15 protein-coding genes and 1 pseudogene are annotated in these 15,561 nt (G+C 43.7%); 11 read left to right on the top strand and 5 right to left on the bottom strand.

Translation table 11 applies throughout. From position 1 onward, the window contains the following. Positions 1-210: 210 nt before the first annotated feature. The gene (locus AAIH57_RS07370; RefSeq protein ID WP_430021118.1) at positions 211-972 is read right to left on the bottom strand and encodes an SDR family oxidoreductase; all 762 of its coding nucleotides are present in this window, start codon (positions 970-972) and stop codon (positions 211-213) included. A 262-nt stretch (positions 973-1,234) separates the two neighbouring features. On the opposite strand from AAIH57_RS07370, the pseudogene AAIH57_RS07365 reads away from it, so the two are divergent. Then, a pseudogene (locus AAIH57_RS07365) lies at positions 1,235-2,068 on the top strand (AraC family transcriptional regulator N-terminal domain-containing protein). A gap of 51 nt (positions 2,069-2,119) precedes the next feature. Continuing rightward, positions 2,120-3,103: an alpha/beta hydrolase gene (locus AAIH57_RS07360; protein ID WP_430021117.1), complete on the top strand. Its 984-nt coding sequence runs from the start codon at positions 2,120-2,122 to the stop codon at positions 3,101-3,103. A 49-nt stretch (positions 3,104-3,152) separates the two neighbouring features. Here AAIH57_RS07360 and AAIH57_RS07355 read toward each other — a convergent pair whose 3' ends face one another. Both AAIH57_RS07355 and AAIH57_RS07350 read right to left on the bottom strand, forming a co-directional pair. After that, positions 3,153-3,656 (bottom strand): DedA family protein, encoded by a 504-nt coding sequence (locus AAIH57_RS07355; RefSeq protein WP_175398871.1) that lies wholly within the window; start codon positions 3,654-3,656, stop codon positions 3,153-3,155. Positions 3,657-3,887: 231 nt separating this feature from the next. Further along, entirely contained in the window at positions 3,888-4,241 is a 354-nt protein-coding gene (locus tag AAIH57_RS07350; RefSeq protein WP_175398870.1) for a winged helix-turn-helix transcriptional regulator, read from the bottom strand. 294 nt (positions 4,242-4,535) lie between these two features. On the opposite strand from AAIH57_RS07350, the gene AAIH57_RS07345 reads away from it, so the two are divergent. From AAIH57_RS07345 to AAIH57_RS07330, 4 genes are all read left to right on the top strand, one after another. Next, the gene (locus AAIH57_RS07345; protein WP_430021116.1) at positions 4,536-5,639 is read left to right on the top strand and encodes a Gfo/Idh/MocA family protein; all 1,104 of its coding nucleotides are present in this window, start codon (positions 4,536-4,538) and stop codon (positions 5,637-5,639) included. A gap of 116 nt (positions 5,640-5,755) precedes the next feature. Further along, the gene (locus tag AAIH57_RS07340) at positions 5,756-7,090 is read left to right on the top strand and encodes an NtaA/DmoA family FMN-dependent monooxygenase (RefSeq protein ID WP_430021115.1); all 1,335 of its coding nucleotides are present in this window, start codon (positions 5,756-5,758) and stop codon (positions 7,088-7,090) included. A 26-nt stretch (positions 7,091-7,116) separates the two neighbouring features. Beyond that, positions 7,117-7,857: an oxygen-insensitive NADPH nitroreductase gene (gene nfsA / locus AAIH57_RS07335; RefSeq protein WP_430021114.1), complete on the top strand. Its 741-nt coding sequence runs from the start codon at positions 7,117-7,119 to the stop codon at positions 7,855-7,857. Between the two features lie 142 nt (positions 7,858-7,999). Beyond that, the gene (locus tag AAIH57_RS07330; RefSeq protein WP_175398866.1) at positions 8,000-8,425 is read left to right on the top strand and encodes a MarR family winged helix-turn-helix transcriptional regulator; all 426 of its coding nucleotides are present in this window, start codon (positions 8,000-8,002) and stop codon (positions 8,423-8,425) included. A gap of 109 nt (positions 8,426-8,534) precedes the next feature. On the opposite strand, the gene AAIH57_RS07325 is transcribed toward AAIH57_RS07330, so the two are convergent. Next, positions 8,535-9,386 carry an AraC family transcriptional regulator gene (locus AAIH57_RS07325; RefSeq protein WP_430021113.1) on the bottom strand — a complete coding sequence of 284 codons (852 nt, stop codon included), beginning with the start codon at positions 9,384-9,386 and terminating at the stop codon, positions 8,535-8,537. Positions 9,387-9,559: 173 nt separating this feature from the next. On the opposite strand from AAIH57_RS07325, the gene AAIH57_RS07320 reads away from it, so the two are divergent. From AAIH57_RS07320 to AAIH57_RS07310, 3 genes are all read left to right on the top strand, one after another. After that, on the top strand, positions 9,560-10,978 hold the full coding sequence (locus tag AAIH57_RS07320; RefSeq protein ID WP_430021112.1) for a glycoside hydrolase family 4: 1,419 nt from the start codon (positions 9,560-9,562) through the stop codon (positions 10,976-10,978). Between the two features lie 364 nt (positions 10,979-11,342). Next, entirely contained in the window at positions 11,343-12,545 is a 1,203-nt protein-coding gene (locus AAIH57_RS07315) for a glycoside hydrolase family 5 protein (protein WP_430021111.1), read from the top strand. A gap of 206 nt (positions 12,546-12,751) precedes the next feature. Next, the gene (locus AAIH57_RS07310; RefSeq protein ID WP_413032971.1) at positions 12,752-13,291 is read left to right on the top strand and encodes a GNAT family N-acetyltransferase; all 540 of its coding nucleotides are present in this window, start codon (positions 12,752-12,754) and stop codon (positions 13,289-13,291) included. A gap of 37 nt (positions 13,292-13,328) precedes the next feature. On the opposite strand, the gene AAIH57_RS07305 is transcribed toward AAIH57_RS07310, so the two are convergent. Further along, positions 13,329-13,511: a hypothetical protein gene (locus tag AAIH57_RS07305; RefSeq protein ID WP_175398861.1), complete on the bottom strand. Its 183-nt coding sequence runs from the start codon at positions 13,509-13,511 to the stop codon at positions 13,329-13,331. Positions 13,512-13,816: 305 nt separating this feature from the next. On the opposite strand from AAIH57_RS07305, the gene biuH reads away from it, so the two are divergent. Both biuH and AAIH57_RS07295 read left to right on the top strand, forming a co-directional pair. Then, a complete protein-coding gene (gene biuH, locus AAIH57_RS07300; RefSeq protein WP_413032972.1) occupies positions 13,817-14,500 on the top strand; it encodes a biuret amidohydrolase in 684 nt (227 codons plus the stop codon). A 51-nt stretch (positions 14,501-14,551) separates the two neighbouring features. After that, complete coding sequence (locus tag AAIH57_RS07295; protein WP_430021110.1) at positions 14,552-15,559, top strand: ABC transporter substrate-binding protein; 1,008 nt, start codon at positions 14,552-14,554, stop codon at positions 15,557-15,559. Positions 15,560-15,561 lie beyond the last annotated feature (2 nt).

The raw sequence follows: 15,561 nt of genomic DNA, 5'->3' as shown, positions 1-15,561 counted from the left end.
GAAGCTGCATAAACTGGTTGTCATTGAAGACATTGAAGCATGCTGGCATCCGGTTAAAATTTCATAAAGTATAATGAAGAGAAGACCATCCAACGATAAGTACCGTTTGGATGATCTTCTTTTTCTTACATACAGAAACCAACCATACCTTAATATGTTGTGGAGGGGCAAGAGTTTTGCCATTGTGTCAATATTTTATGCGGCTGTGCCCTAAGCTTGTGCAGTGGGACGGATTACAATCTCGTTTACGTCAATATCGTCAGGTTGCTCAATGGCGAATGCAATGGCACGAGCAACCGCATCCGGAGGCATTGCCATTTCGTCCCGAATAGATGCGAGTTTATCTCTTACTTCGCTATTTGTTACACTTTCAGTGAAATTTGTTTTTACAATACCAGGCGATATTACGGTTACACGCATTTGATTGCCGGCCTCTTGACGAAGCCCCTCGGAAATGGCCCGAACTGCGAACTTTGTTCCTGAATAAACAGATTGATTGGGCACTGTCTTATGTCCTGCGGTGGAAGAGGTGGTCACGAAATGTCCCGATCCTTGTTCGCGAAAAAGAGGTAGCGCTGCGGCTATCCCGTACAGAACGCCCTTCATGTTTACATCGATCATCGCTTCCCAATCTTCGATCCTTAATTCATCAAGGGGAGAGATCGGCATGACTCCGGCATTGTTAATAAATACGTCAATCTTGCCGTACTTTTCACAACCTAGCGCGACAAGACGGGTTAAGTCTTCACGCCGTTTCACATCAATGCTTGCATAAACCGCTTGACCCCCCTGATTCACAATTCGTTCCGCAAGTTTCTCAAGTCGATCGGTTCCGCGTGCTCCAAGTACAACTTTAGCTCCACGTGCGGCAAGCAGAAGTGCCGTTGCTTCTCCGATCCCGCTGCTAGCCCCGGTAATAATAACAACTTTACCTTGAATTCCTGAATGTATTTTGTATTGTTCTTCGCTCATGGATGAACCCTTCCTTCATAGTGAGTTTTGCTAGTGCTCTGCTGCACTTACACTGTGAAGTATAGTTAAATCTACGTTATATGAGGTAGACCATTCATGCGCTTTTATTGCCTAATCCTTCCCTGCCAGATACAATTGAGGAATTAGATTGACCTTATAAGGATCGGTGATTCATGTGAACGACCACATCAAAACGAATGCCTTTACAAGCCCTCTACAAGAATTGCTTCGTCTTACCGAGCGGCATTCTGCTGTTGAAGGTATGAACTCCACTGCCATACCCGAACTACATTTCAGACGTGCCAGCCAAGAATCGGAACCGACGTATACAATTAATATGCCCTCTCTATACATCATTGTTCAAGGATCGAAGACAGCTACGTTGGTTGGTGAAACGTACCATTATGATTCAGCTTCCTATATGGTGTCATCCGTTCATCTTCCCGTGATCGGCAAAATTACAAATGCTTCAGCGCAGCTTCCTTATTTGAGCCTGCAATTGATACTTCATCCGGATGTTCTGCTGGACATCGTCAACAGATCGAATCAAAAGAAAAGTTTAAAGACGGGACGCGGCATAATGGTTAATCAGTCCACGCCAACGATGTTAGAGGCAGTTATCCGGCTTGTAAAACTCCTTGATTGTCCCGCCGATATTCCCATGTTGGCTCCACTCTACATTCGTGAAATTTTTTATCGAGTGCTGCAGAGCGAGCAGGGGGTGTTACTCCAGTAATTTGCCGTCATTGGCAGTTATGCACAAGGTATATCCAAGGCCATCCAACATATTAACCGCGACTACTCCAAACCTCTCGTTATTAACGAGCTGGCTAAAGAAGTAAACATGAGCGTAACGTCCTTGCACAAACACTTCAAGCGTGTAACTGGAATGAGTCCGTTGCAGTATCATAAGACGATTCGATTGCAAACGGCACGACGTTTGCTTCTCACAGAAGGTTTTTCAGCGGCAAATGCGGGTTTTAGTGTGGGTTATGAGAGTCCATCCCAGTTCAACAGGGAATACGCCAGGTTATTTGGACTTCCCCCGATAAGCGATATCAAGCATTTCCGAGATTCCGTATATGAACTCAATTGATTTGGGTAATCATGCGTAATTTAAAAAATTCAAAACAGGTGGGGATATTCCATGAAGGTAACCAAAAAAATGATTGATAAACAATTACGATTTAAAGGCAGACTTATTGACTTATTGTTGAAATCCTCTTCTGAAGAAAAGTGGGTGGAGTCGATGGTCAAATTTAAAATAAGATCAGACAAATCGGCGGGAAAAATAAAAGATATTGAGGGCATTACATGTAGCGAAATGTGGATCCCCCGTCATAATAGCGATTCTAAAATACGTATTCTTATTTATCGACCTGCTAATCACCATCAAGATCTTCCCGGGGTTCTTTGGATTCATGGCGGTGGGTATGCAATGGGGAATCCGGAGCAATTTGTTCATGCTTGTACAAGATTAATCCGTGCCAAAAATTGTGTGGTTATCGCGCCGGATTACCGTTTATCCGTAGAAGCGAAGTATCCGGCTGCGCTGGAGGATTGTTATGACACACTGCTTTGGATGAAAAATCAGGCAAAAGAGCTTGGAATCCGTGACGACCAACTCATGGTCGGTGGAGAAAGTGCAGGTGGAGGTCTGACGGCTGCACTTACGCTATATGCGAGAGATAAAGGAGAAGTGAAGATCGCGTTCCAAATGCCTCTTTATCCAATGATAGATAATAGAAATGGTACGGAATCAGCAAAAGATAACAATGCCCCAATCTGGAACTCGAATTATAATAAATGGGCGTGGAAATTATATTTGGGGGCGTTAGCTGAAGATGCGGTTCCGCCTTATGCAGCGGCGGCCAGAGCTTCGGACTACAGCAATCTGCCGCCTACGGTCACTTTTGTCGGGGATATTGAACCATTCAGGGATGAGACCATTCAATATGTGGATCGTTTAAGAAAAGCCGGGGTTTCCGTTGAGTTCGAAATATATAAGGGGTGTTATCATGGATTTGATATTATTAACCCAAACGCAGAAGTGAGCAAAAAGGCGACAGCATTTTATATCAATGCCTTCAAATATGCTGTAGATCATTATTTTGTTAAGCAGAATGTTTAAAGGGCTTGATCATGTAATGATCAAGCCAGTAGTCAGGTATCGAAATCGATTAATTATGAAATAATTGAAGTGTAGATAAGATGGGCGAACCAAAGTAGGTTCCAGCTGTAAAATAAGTTATGGTCCATAACAGAGCACTGGAATAGGATATAAGAGCAAATCTTTTAAACTTGATCCCACTCAGTCCAATCACCAAAGGCAGCACATATCGCACAATGGGAATAAACAAACCGATACACATTGCCCAATTGCCTCGTTTATTCAGTATGCGCTCAGCCTTGATCATATGTTTATTATCTTGTAATGTGTGCCTTATTTTTTTCCCAAATAACTTACCTGCAAAATAAGCTATAGTAATCGCCGTTAATAGTCCGGATAAGATACAGAAATATGTGATCCATGAATTGATGATACCTGTCTGGCTCAAAATGGCACCACTGATAATTGTGATCTCATTGGGTATTGGAATTCCGAAAGGGCCCAGGGAGAAGGCAAAATAAAAAATCAGATAACCATACTGATGAAGTAACTCCATGATCGTCGTACTGATCATTCATGTACCTCCTCTCTTGTTGATACAGACATAATAATGAAAAAATCTAAGGAATTAATGAGTAAATTTCTAAAGAAAATCTAAAGATAACTTCGTAAAGAGATCTTATATCTACATTCCACCCGAAACGTGTGTTGGCAAGATCATATCCATTACTGTGATATGTTTTTAATTTTATTATCTTTATGTTCATAATAATATCATTCAGTGGCATGCACAACTCTCAACAGATCAAGGTTTTTCGCCGTATTCTTTACCGAAGTCCGCCATCTTCTCAAGGATCGGCAGCAGTTTGTTTCCCTTGTTGGTTAACGAGTACTCTACTCGTGGAGGAACTTCCGGATACACATCACGCTTGATAACGCCATCGTTTTCCAACTCTTTAAGCTGCTTGGTGAGAGAGCCTTGTGATAAACCTCCAAGGAATTTTTTTATATCCGTATAACGGCGTGTTTCACCTTTCAGATACCATAATATAAAGTATTTCCATCGTCCTGAAAGGACATTTTGAGTAAAGGCGATCGCGTACATTTCCCTTTTATTATCGATAAACTCTTGGTCAAATCCTTCATTACAAACTCTCATTGAACTCACTCCTCATCTATAGGTACGAAAAAATGTACTATGTTCATTTAAATTGCCCTCTTTGCAAACGAAACGAATAAACTTATGATTGTTTCAAATCACGTACACAAGTTTAGTTTGCGTAATATGTGAAAGATATTATTCTTATTTCGCTATATAGTTAGTAGGCTAAATAAATATACCATAGAAAGGAGTAGTTGATAAGTGAATATTAGCAGGACAGTAGTGGGGCTATAGACACTCGGAGGTTTCAGCAGATACCAGTGAAATTAAAATAAAAGGAGATGTTTTACATTGAGTAAAAAAATTCGAACCGGAATCATAGGTGCATCAGTGAACAATGGTTGGGCAAGCGGTACTCATATTCCGGCCATTGAACATTTGGATGAGTTTGATCTTACGGCAGTTGGGACAAGCAATATGGCGAGTGCGAAGAAGAGTGCAGAAGCTTTCCACGCAGATCACGGTTTTGATAACATGGAAGATTTGGCTCAGCATCCGGATGTGGATATGGTAGTCGTCAGTATTAACGTTAAGGAACATTATAATGCTGTTCAAACCATTGCTCCTGCTGGAAAACCGATCTATTGCGAATGGCCACTCGGATCCAATACAGGTGAAGCGCTTGAAATGCAGAAATGGGTAGCTGATCGCCAATTGCCAAATGCGATTGGATTGCAAGCCAGACAGGCCCCGGCAATTCAGTATGTGAAAGATCTAGTGGCAGAAGGGTATGTTGGAAAAGTATTGTCAGCCAATCTGAAGATTTCCATTGATGGAATGGGTGGTGTTGGTGACAAGTCCACAGCATATTTGTTTGACCGGAAGATTGGAGGGAACTTGCTCACCATTGTAGGTGGACATAATTTAGATGCATTTACCTATATGCTTGGGGATTTCACCGAACTTTCGGCGGTCACGGCGCAACAGTTCCCTGAAGTCGAATTGGTGGATATCCAGAAAGTCATCAAGAAGACGACAGATGATCAAATACTGATTACAGGAAAATTGACGAGTGGTGCAGCAGCCAGTGTTCATATTCAAGGCGGAGTCAAACATCAGACCGGACTTACACTTGAGATCTTCGGTGACACGGGTACAATCGTGCTGAGTGCGCCTGCTTCAATTCAGTTCGGGTCACACCAATTGCGCGGTGCAGGCACTAATGACCAACAGCTTGGTGAGCTAACCATTCCCGATTCCTATTACTGGGTGCCAGACTCTCTCAAAGATGACCCAGGATTTGTTCTGAACATGGCTCAGGCTTATCGTAAATTCGCCCAAGATATCCATGAAGGAACATCCTTAACACCCACTTTCGCGGATGCGGTAAAACTCCATCAGTTACTGGATGCAGTAGAGAAAGCAGCACGAACTGGAGAACGTCAATATTTTTGATTCTGAAAAGTTAGGGACAGAACAAAGCTATCAACTTTTAGTTAACAGGCTAATTATTAAAGGATTACAAAAAGGTGATTTTACGCTGTGGCTTTCGGAGTAAGGAGAAGAACGACATGAAAACAAGAAGTGAGATGCAGCTGGCTCTACAAATGGTTTCTGGGTATGGAGCTGAGTTCAGCGCCTGGAGAATGCCTGGTACCGACCCAGCAGCTTATACCAATACGGATCAATATGTGGAACGGGCTAAATTAGCCGAAAAAGGAAAATTTCAAATGATTTTCATTGCCGATACTCCAGCATTAACCGTTAACTTAGGGCCTCAGACGCCTATGTTTCCTATGGACCCTATGCTGGCTCTAATGGCTGTAGCAAGAGAGACGAACCATATTGGGCTTGTTGCTACTCTCTCTACGACATTTAATTATCCTTACAATATCGCGCGTCAGTTCAAAGCACTGGATGTAATCAGTCATGGACGTGTAGGGTGGAATGCAGTTACCACATCTGATCCCTTAGCGGCAGCTAATTTCGGTTCAAGGGTTGCCAATCGCCAAGAACGCTATGACAAGGCGCATGAGAGCATCCAAATCGTGCAGGCATTGTGGGGGAGCTGGGAACCAGACGCTTGGACGTTAGATGTAGAAGGAGGGACATTTGCCGATATGGACAAAATTCAGCCCATAAACCTTCAAGGTCAATATTATGCATCTCGCGGTCCGTTGCCGATCCCGCCATCCGAACAGGGCCAGCCTGTTATTTTCCAGGCTGGAGGAGGGAGAGAGGGATTGGAATTGGCGGGAAAATACGCTTCTGGCGTCTACGCCAATCCTTATGATATAGAGTCTGCTCGTGAACAAAGGCAAGCGATTCGGGAAAGTGCTGCCCGTTTCGGCCGAAACCCCGATGATATCAAGATGTTTGCAGGTTTCATGTTTTCTCTGGCTTCAACGGAAGAAGAGGCTCTAGTACGTCGAAAACAACTTATGAGTTTTAATCCGGAGGAGATTCCCAACAGGGTAAGTTACCTTGGTTCTATGGTTGGTCTGCCTTTATCCGTAAATTCGGTAGATATAGATAAACCTTTAGCCCACGACTTACTGAAGAATGCATATGCCAACCCAATGGATCCACGTTCCGCAAGAGCATTGAAGTTGTTGTTTCAAGGGTTATCTATTCGGGATGTTCTCGCCCACGGAGTCATTAACTATCATCCGGTAGTTGCAGGTACCCCTGAGCAAGTCGCTGATTTCTTGGAAGAATGGTTTGTGGCGGGTGCATGTGACGGCTTCTCGGTTGTACCCGATATATCCTTTGATGGAGTTGCCGATTTTGTGAACCTGGTTGTCCCGATATTGCAGGACCGGGGATTATTTCATAGGGAATATGAAGGGAAAACACTACGCGAGAATATGGGCGTTCCTTACGAATATGGGATGCGGAAAATTTAAATAACTAAATATTGGAGAGGACTTTTATGAATAATACACTCGAATTGCTTCATAACCATACATCGTTTCGTGCTTACACATCTCAACCCCTTACGGAAGAACAACGGGACGCAATCTTTCAGGCAGCTAATCAAACCTCATCGTTCAGCCTTCTGCAGGCCGTGTCCATTATTCGAATCACAGACCCGGTACTTCGAAAAAAAGTCAGACATCTCTGTGTCGATCAACCTTATATTGAAGAAGCGGCAGAGTTTTGGATTTTCTGTGCAGATTTTAACCGGAACCATCAAATTGCCCCGGATGTGGATATTGAATTTATTGAATTTCTATTGATCGGATCATTCGATGCCGGACTAATGGCACAGAACGCGTTAACGGCAGCCGAATCCCTGGGACTTGGCGGTGTTTTTATTGGTGCGGTCAGAGCCAATATTTCCGAACTATCTGACGTATTAAATTTACCGAAGTATGTGATTCCTTTGGTCGGATTATGTATTGGCCATCCAGCTGGAGATAAACCTGAGCTGAAACCCCGGCTTCCACAATCCATGGTTTTACTGGAAAATCAGTATCACCCCCTTGATCGAGAGAAATTAGCTGTCTACGATGAAACCATGCTGAAGTATTATAAAAGTCGTCCGGTTAAGGCTCCTTTCACCGTGAAAAAAGTAAAAGGATGGAGTGACCATATCCAGGATCATCTTGAAAGAAGTATTCAGCCTGAAATGATGGACTACTTGAACAAGCAAGGATTTGCAAAAAAATGAGTTTCTAAACAAAGCTATCATTTGTGAAAATTAGATACGAAACCTGTCCCTAATAGGGGAACTCTAGGTAAATTGACACCTGTATTTCACCGTGATACATTTAGTATACTAACTATAATTCGGGGGCAGGGAGGGAACATTCATGACAGATCCAGTGGATTGTGATATTCGACAGACGTTAGATCGGATTTCTTCCCAAATGCGTCGAAATTATAGTGAATCTCTAAGGGAGATCAATCTCTACGTAGGACAAGATAATTTGTTGTATCGACTGTGGTTGGGTGACGGGGTAACACAAATGCAACTATGTGAACACTTAAAATGTGAACCGCCTACGGTAACTAATATGGTTAAATCATTGGAGCAGAACGGATTTATATATCGGAAACGTGATGAACAAGATGCAAGAATCATGCGTATATATCTAACGGATAAAGGCAAAGAATTAGAAAAGCCGGTTGAAAACAAATGGAAGGAACAGCAGGAAAAATTACTGCATTCCATATCTAAGGAAGATCGGTTGATCTTAAGACAACTAATGCATCAAATGGAGAGTAATATAGTATAGCTCGCTTATAAGTATTCAGTTCTCAAGATATAATTAGTAATCCAGATTAAATGCATGTGAAACAAGCCGCTATTTCAGCGGCTTTTTTTATTTCAAAAGTACAGCGCGCCTACTCGAATTTTGAAGGAGGCACGTTGTAATATTTTTTGAAGGCTTTAGAAAATGTAAAGGGATCGGGATACCCGAGGAAACCAGCGATCTGTTGTATCGTATATTTTTTTTCGTAGAGATAATCCCTTGCCCGATTCATTTTGATCCGGGAAATGTACTGTCCTGGCGTGATACCTACGGTTTTCTTGAATAAGGAGATAAAATACTTCTCGGAGACACCGGCAATTGCCGCGAGTTCGTTGATCCGAATGGAACACTCCAGGTTCGCATCCACGTATTGGAATACGTCCTGCAGGAATTCCAGGCTTCCTTCTGTTTTTCTTGGGTGTTTACCGTCCAGGAATGTACCAGCATAGGTACCTTGTTTGTGAAGCTCGAGGATCTGCGCGATGACGACGAGAAGAGAAGCTTTTAAGTAAAGCTGGTTCCCTGACGTGCCGCTGCCCCGCTTTAAGCGGTGATAGGCTGTGGTGAACAGCGTGACTTCCTCATGGATCAGGTTGCCCGGCACAATGCCCGGGAGTAGAAACTCGTCCAGAATTCGCTGTTGGTCGCCGATGCCGAAATCAAAGTGGATATATATGAATCTGCAATGATCTTCGTTTGTTGAGGCGATATAGGGCAGATCGGGATAAAAAAAGACGACGTCTCCCGGGAATGCTATATGTTCGATCCCATCAAGTGTGACTTTGACGGAACCCGATTGGATGAACCAGAGATCGTAATCGGGATGAGACTTGTGTTCAATCCAGCCTATATCGTGAACTTGTTCTAAATAAGAACTCATCCGGAGAGTAATGTACTCCGAGAGTTCGTTGAGTATACTCATATTTATTTTGCCTTCATTCATTAGAACCTCCCAATTTCCTCTACCGCATGACATCCTTCATTTTCAATTAGTATATCAAAGGATTAATGGGTTGTTAATGATCATACTATTTGACATGTTTTAAAAACTATCGCACATTCCGCTTTTGCTCCACTCTCCTATAATGAACTTATAACATATGAGGAGGGTTAATTATGAATAGTTCAAACATGCAGCAACCAAAGGTTGTCGTGATCGGAGCAGGCAGTCTATTTTTCGGACGTCAATCCATTTGGCAGATGATCCACTCCCCTTACCTGAATCAGGGAACGCTTGCTCTAGTGGATACGGATGAGGAAAGACTATCGAAAATGGTAAGACTCGCAGAAATGGTGGCTCGGGAGAACAACGTATCGTTGAAGGTGGAGGGCTCGACGGATCGAAGAAAGGTGCTTTCGGAAGCCGACTTCGTTGTGCTCAGTTTTGCGGAGCAATCGGTGAAATATCGGGGTATTGATTGCCAAGTGTCTTTAAAATATGGCATCCGCATGTGCTCCGGGGATACAATCGGGCCGGGCGGGATTTTTCGGGCGATGCGGGAGCTGCCGGTAATCATGGAATGCGCTAAAGACATTGAAGAGTTGTGTCCCGATGCTTGGGTTATCAACTACATTAATCCGTCTACCGTCCATGGTATCGCGTTACACCGTTATGCCCCGAAGCTGAAATCGTTTGCGCTGTGCGACAGCCACCATATGCCGCATAAAAAGGCCTTTTACGCAATACGAGCCGGAATTATTGGAGACCGGAACGAGTTTAACGAAGAGATCGACCGAAAATTCGATTTTCGTATCGCCGGCGTCAATCATTTCACGTGGCTGCTAAAAGCGGAATATGAAGGAAAGAATCTCATGCCTGCGATCGCTGAGACCATGCGCAAGGCGGCTGGTGAAGAGAACAACGGCGGAGACCGCGGTGCAAAAGCACTTCATAACGACGCCATCACGTACGAACTGTACGACACCTTTGGCTATATTCCTACCTGTACAGCACACACGAAGGAATACGTCCGTTTTTGGCAGGGCCTTGGTAAGACGCCAGACGCCATTCCGCCGTTATCAATCTGGGAGACGGAGGACCGGTATCAGCGTCATGATGAGATGTGGCAGCAGGTGGATGACTTCCTCACTGGTAACATTCCGATCGCTGAATACATGCGTACTTTCGGCCCGGATCATGCCACAGACATTATCGAAAATATGGTGGGGAATTTGGGAAAACGGTTTTTTATCAATACGCTTAACAACGGGGCGGTAACCAATATGAATCATGATTCATTCCTGGAGCTGTTATGCGATGTAAGCATGGATGGAGCGAAGCCGGTCCACGTAGGTGAGATGCCGCGAGGAATTCGAGGGATGCAGGAGCTTGTGCTGGATACGCATGAGCTTACGGTGGAGGCGGTCGTGGAGCAGAGTTATGAAAAGCTGAGGAGAGCCATGTTAACGGATCCGCTCGTAAGTTCCATCAGTGACGCGGATAAGATCATCAAAGAATTGCTGGCATTGGAGCGCGAGATGATTCCGGGTATCTGGTATGCAGATGGGCTAAACCGGAATTGGATTTCTGAATAAATCATCATAGGTAAGTTTCGCATCTGAATCATTAATGAATTCTTATGTACGATGAAAGTCGCTAATAGGCGACTTTTTTTGTTTCAAGCCGCAAACGAACACGTATATCTTTCATCCATCTCCTGTTGCTGATCTCGTTCTCACGTACCTGTACCAGATATAGAACAAAAAAATATTTGTCGAAAAATCATAGACAGAATATCGTTCTTTATTTTCCATATTTGTGTTATTCTGTTCTTGTTAGGCGGCTATTTCATTTGTTTGATCGATACGGAAGGGGGGAAGATTATCGAATCATCCAATGGGGATAAAGAGAGTAACGGCACTGCTTGTTGAAAAAAACAAAATAAGCGGAGGTTTGGTTATGCTCAAAAAAATGAGGAAATTTGGCGTTTGCAGCTTAGGGCTAGTATTGTTGGCAGCTGTGGCATTTACCGGGTGGAGTACCCGGGCATCGGCAGCTGATTTCAGATCATTAACAGCTTCGCAAATCGTATCGGAGATGGGTGCAGGATGGAATTTGGGGAATCAGCTTGAAGCAGCAGTAAACGGTGTACCGAATGAGACAGCATGGGGCAATCCTGTCGTCACCCCAGAATTGATCAAAAAGGTGAAGGCTGCTGGCTTCAAAACAATTCGAATTCCCGTATCCTATTTAAATCATATTGGAAGCGCTCCCAATTATACGGTCAACGCCACATGGCTGGATCGGATCCAAACCGTAGTTGACTATGCATATAATGAAGGCTTATATGTGGTTATTAACATTCATGGGGATGGGTATAATTCCGTTCCGGGTGGATGGCTTCTGGTAAACGGCAGCAATCAGGCTGCCATTAAGGAAAAATATCAAAAGGTATGGCAGCAAATTGCTACCAAGTTCAGCAGCTATAATGAGCGTCTTATTTTCGAATCCATGAACGAAGTGTTCGACGGAAATTACGGTAATCCGAATTCGGCGTATTATGCTAATCTGAACGCCTACAACCAAATCTTTGTGGACACGGTCCGGAAAACCGGAGGCAACAACAACGCCAGATGGCTGCTGATTCCAGGCTGGAATACAAATATTGATTACACTGTAGGCAATTATGGATTCGCGCTCCCGACCGATCAATTCAGATCCTCGGCAATTCCCAGCTCCCAGAAGAGAATCATGATCTCGGCACACTACTACTCCCCTTGGGATTTTGCAGGTGAGGAGAACGGCAATATCACCCAGTGGGGTGCAACGGCAGCAAATCCTTCGAAGAAGTCTACTTGGGGGCAAGAGGATTATCTGAATTCGCAGTTCAAATCGATGTACGACAAGTTTGTAACGCAGGGCTATCCTGTTGTGATTGGTGAATTCGGTTCTATTGATAAAACAGCTTACGACGCTAGCAATAACGTATATCGTCAAGCCTATGCCAAAGCGGTAACAGCAACCGCCAAGAAGTATGGTGCCGTGCCGGTGTATTGGGACAATGGACATAACGGTCAGCATGGTTTCGCTTTGTTTAACCGTTCAAACAATACAATCACTCAGCAAGGCATCATTAATGCCATCATGGAAGGTATGCAATAATCTAAGATCGTGTTTTATCATGAAATTGGCGTGTCCTTTCATAAGAAGGGACATGCCGTTTTTTTGTGCGATCCGTAGAGGTATGAGGTACATTTTTCCAATGAAATTTACATAAGACACATACAGAATTCATTAAACTCCACAATACCTTTTATATACTTAATTTGCTTGAAATAGCGAACTAAAAGGACTAGGTGGTAGACAGAATGTTGAAAAAACGAGATTTGCATGAATGCCACACACTGTACAGCTTATTGATAGACCCCGCAGTGTCACCTTACGTTCGTTACCAGTGCCAGTCGCATGAGGAATATTTATTCCTGACCAAGCAGTTGATGGATGAAGAAGAACAGAATACCACGATTTCCCGAACGATTCTGAACGAAACTGGACAGCCGATCGGAACCATTGATTTGTATCATGTCGTAAATAACACGGGTTACCTGGCTACATGGATTGGAGCGCCGTATTTCGGAAAAGGGTACAGCCAACGAGCGAAATCCGCCTTTTTGACTGAACTTTTCCTCGAACATGCGATCGAAACGGTATTTATGAAAATTCGCAAGCAAAATATCCGATCCAGTAAAGCCGCACAGAAGTTGCCTTATGTAAAGTTAGCCAATGATTTGTATCATGAAATGTATCTATCGATTAATGCCAAGGAACAGATCTATGATCTGTATCATGTGGAACGGTCGACCTTTATCGAGAGCAGCATTGAGCTGCATCACGTAGTGGCTACGTAACAAATAATATAAAGAACCCTTTGCATAAGAGGAACGATTAAGAAATCATGAACACAATAAAGCAAAGTGAGCTGTCGAGGGTCAAAAGCATGCTCTCATTAAATGCCGCTAATTTAGCGGCTTTTTTTGTTGTCTTATCGGCACAAGTTCCTGTCCAGAGGGAGAATAACAACTTGTTCTGTGATGAATCAAACATGGATTGAAACGTGTTACGGCTCACTACGTATCATGCCCTCCTCCCACTATCTCTTGTGGACCTGCCATTCTATTCTCCACACTAAGGAGAAAGGAAGGAAATAGAAGAAGTTAACAAGCTTAATGTCATATTTAATAACATATAAGTCGTGTTTTTGTGAAAATTACAAAATTAAATCAATACTTTTTATGAAAAAACACAAAGACTTACGGATTTTTTCGTAATATAATATGACACAAGAAGAAAAACGATCATAAAAGTCAGGTTATGTAACATGTGATTACGGCCTGCTAGATGAATGCTGATACGTACTGAAAGGGGACTAGAACATGCAAATTACAGCAGAGCCTTATCATTGGCCTTTTGACGGGAGTGTCGATCCCATGAGAACAGCATTAGTCATCATCGATATGCAAATCGACTTTTGTGGCAAAGGTGGTTATGTGGACCAGATGGGGTATGACTTGTCCTTGACGGCCAAACCGATTGGGCCCATTCAAACACTTCTTCAGCGAGTTCGACAAATTAAAGGTTTTCACGTCATCCATACGAGAGAGGGACATAAGCCGGATCTGTCTGATTTACCCGCGAACAAACAGTGGCGCAGCAAACAGATCGGTTCAGAAATAGGCTCGCTTGGGCCTGCGGGACGCATATTGGTTAGAGGTGAACCGGGTTGGCAGATTACCCAGGAGCTTGCACCCATCGAAGGGGAATCGATCATTGACAAACCAGGTAAGGGCAGTTTTTATGCGACGGACTTGGATCTGATCTTAAAGAATAAAGGAATTACCCACTTAATTTTGACGGGGATCACAACGGATGTTTGCGTGCACACGACAATGCGCGAAGCCAATGACAGAGGATATGAATGTTTGATTCTTGAGGATTGCACGGGAGCAACCGATCCGGATAATCATCACGCGGCGCTTCAAATGGTTAAAATGCAGGGCGGCGTGTTCGGCAGTGTCAGCAGCTCAAGCGAGGTTTTGAAAGCACTAGCTATGTTTTAAGCAGACAATACCATAAAAACAGACAAAACCAACACCATCGGAGGAAACCATATGTGGAAATGGTCTAGAAAGTCATTAATTATCCTCATGTCCGCTTTAGTTCTCGTACTAACAGCTTGCGCTTCTAATAATACACCGAGTTCAGCTACAGGGGATGGGGAAACAGGTGAGCTGAAAAAGGTCATCCTGCGTCTGAAGTGGGTTCACCAAGCACAGTTTGCAGGGTTCTATACAGCAGTGGAAAAAGGCTTCTATAAAGAAGCCGGCTTGGACGTTGAAATCAGACCAGGAGGCGCGGATTTCCCTTCCGTACAGATGATTGCATCAGGTGCGGAGCACTTCGGTGTAACGGGTGCAGACCAAATACTGATGGCCAGGGAAAAAGGGGTTCCCGTGAAGGCACTTTCCGCTATATATAGAAAAACGCCATTCGTGTTATTTAGTCTCAAGAATTCCGGGATCACCAAGATGGAAGATCTGGTCGGTCAGAAGATTGGTGTGAAGCTGGGCGGAAATGAAGAATTAACTTACCGTGCAATGGTGAAGAATGCCGGCATCGACGGCACAAAGGTAGAAGAAATGCCAGCGAAATATGACCTGAGTCCATTGCTCAGCGGGCAAGTGAAGGCATGGCCCGGCTATGTGATCAATGAGGTCCTCGCTGTACAGGAACAGGGGAATGAAGTCAACATCATAGAACCGAACGATTATGATATTAACTTTTATGCGGATACGTTGTTTACGACCGAGGATATTATCGAACGGGATCCGGAGATGGTAAAAAGCTTCGTCCAGGCTTCCATGAAGGGTTGGAGTTACGCCATTGAGAACCCGGAAGAGGCTGCCGAATTCGGCCTGAAATACGGGGACAAATTGACCCTTGATCACGAGGTTAGCATGATGAATGCGAGTATTCCTTTGCTGGAGCCAGAGAATCTGCCACTCGGTAAGATGGAATCAGAGGCATGGGAGGTGCTGCAACAGAACCTGATTGATCTGGACTTTTTGAAGAAAGAGCAAAAGCTTGAGGACGTATTCTCAAATGAATTTATTGAATAGGG

Origin of the sequence: Paenibacillus sp. MABNR03, assembly GCF_050455445.1 — a bacterium.
Lineage (GTDB): Bacteria > Bacillota > Bacilli > Paenibacillales > Paenibacillaceae > Paenibacillus > Paenibacillus xylanilyticus.
Note: the sequence above shows the minus strand (reverse complement) of the source record. Positions and strands in the feature narration are given on the sequence as shown.

Bases quoted from the DNA above. Each gene is read 5' to 3' on its own strand.
- AAIH57_RS07370 (WP_430021118.1), bottom strand. From the start codon at position 972: ATGAGCGAAGAACAATACAAAATACATTCAGGAATTCAAGGTAAAGTT.
- AAIH57_RS07360 (WP_430021117.1), top strand. From the start codon at position 2,120: ATGAAGGTAACCAAAAAAATGATTGATAAACAATTACGATTTAAAGGC.
- AAIH57_RS07355 (WP_175398871.1), bottom strand. From the start codon at position 3,656: ATGATCAGTACGACGATCATGGAGTTACTTCATCAGTATGGTTATCTG.
- AAIH57_RS07350 (WP_175398870.1), bottom strand. From the start codon at position 4,241: ATGAGAGTTTGTAATGAAGGATTTGACCAAGAGTTTATCGATAATAAA.
- AAIH57_RS07340 (WP_430021115.1), top strand. From the start codon at position 5,756: ATGAAAACAAGAAGTGAGATGCAGCTGGCTCTACAAATGGTTTCTGGG.
- nfsA (WP_430021114.1), top strand. From the start codon at position 7,117: ATGAATAATACACTCGAATTGCTTCATAACCATACATCGTTTCGTGCT.
- AAIH57_RS07330 (WP_175398866.1), top strand. From the start codon at position 8,000: ATGACAGATCCAGTGGATTGTGATATTCGACAGACGTTAGATCGGATT.
- AAIH57_RS07325 (WP_430021113.1), bottom strand. From the start codon at position 9,386: ATGAATGAAGGCAAAATAAATATGAGTATACTCAACGAACTCTCGGAG.
- AAIH57_RS07320 (WP_430021112.1), top strand. From the start codon at position 9,560: ATGAATAGTTCAAACATGCAGCAACCAAAGGTTGTCGTGATCGGAGCA.
- AAIH57_RS07315 (WP_430021111.1), top strand. From the start codon at position 11,343: ATGCTCAAAAAAATGAGGAAATTTGGCGTTTGCAGCTTAGGGCTAGTA.
- AAIH57_RS07310 (WP_413032971.1), top strand. From the start codon at position 12,752: ATGTTGAAAAAACGAGATTTGCATGAATGCCACACACTGTACAGCTTA.
- biuH (WP_413032972.1), top strand. From the start codon at position 13,817: ATGCAAATTACAGCAGAGCCTTATCATTGGCCTTTTGACGGGAGTGTC.
- AAIH57_RS07295 (WP_430021110.1), top strand. From the start codon at position 14,552: ATGTGGAAATGGTCTAGAAAGTCATTAATTATCCTCATGTCCGCTTTA.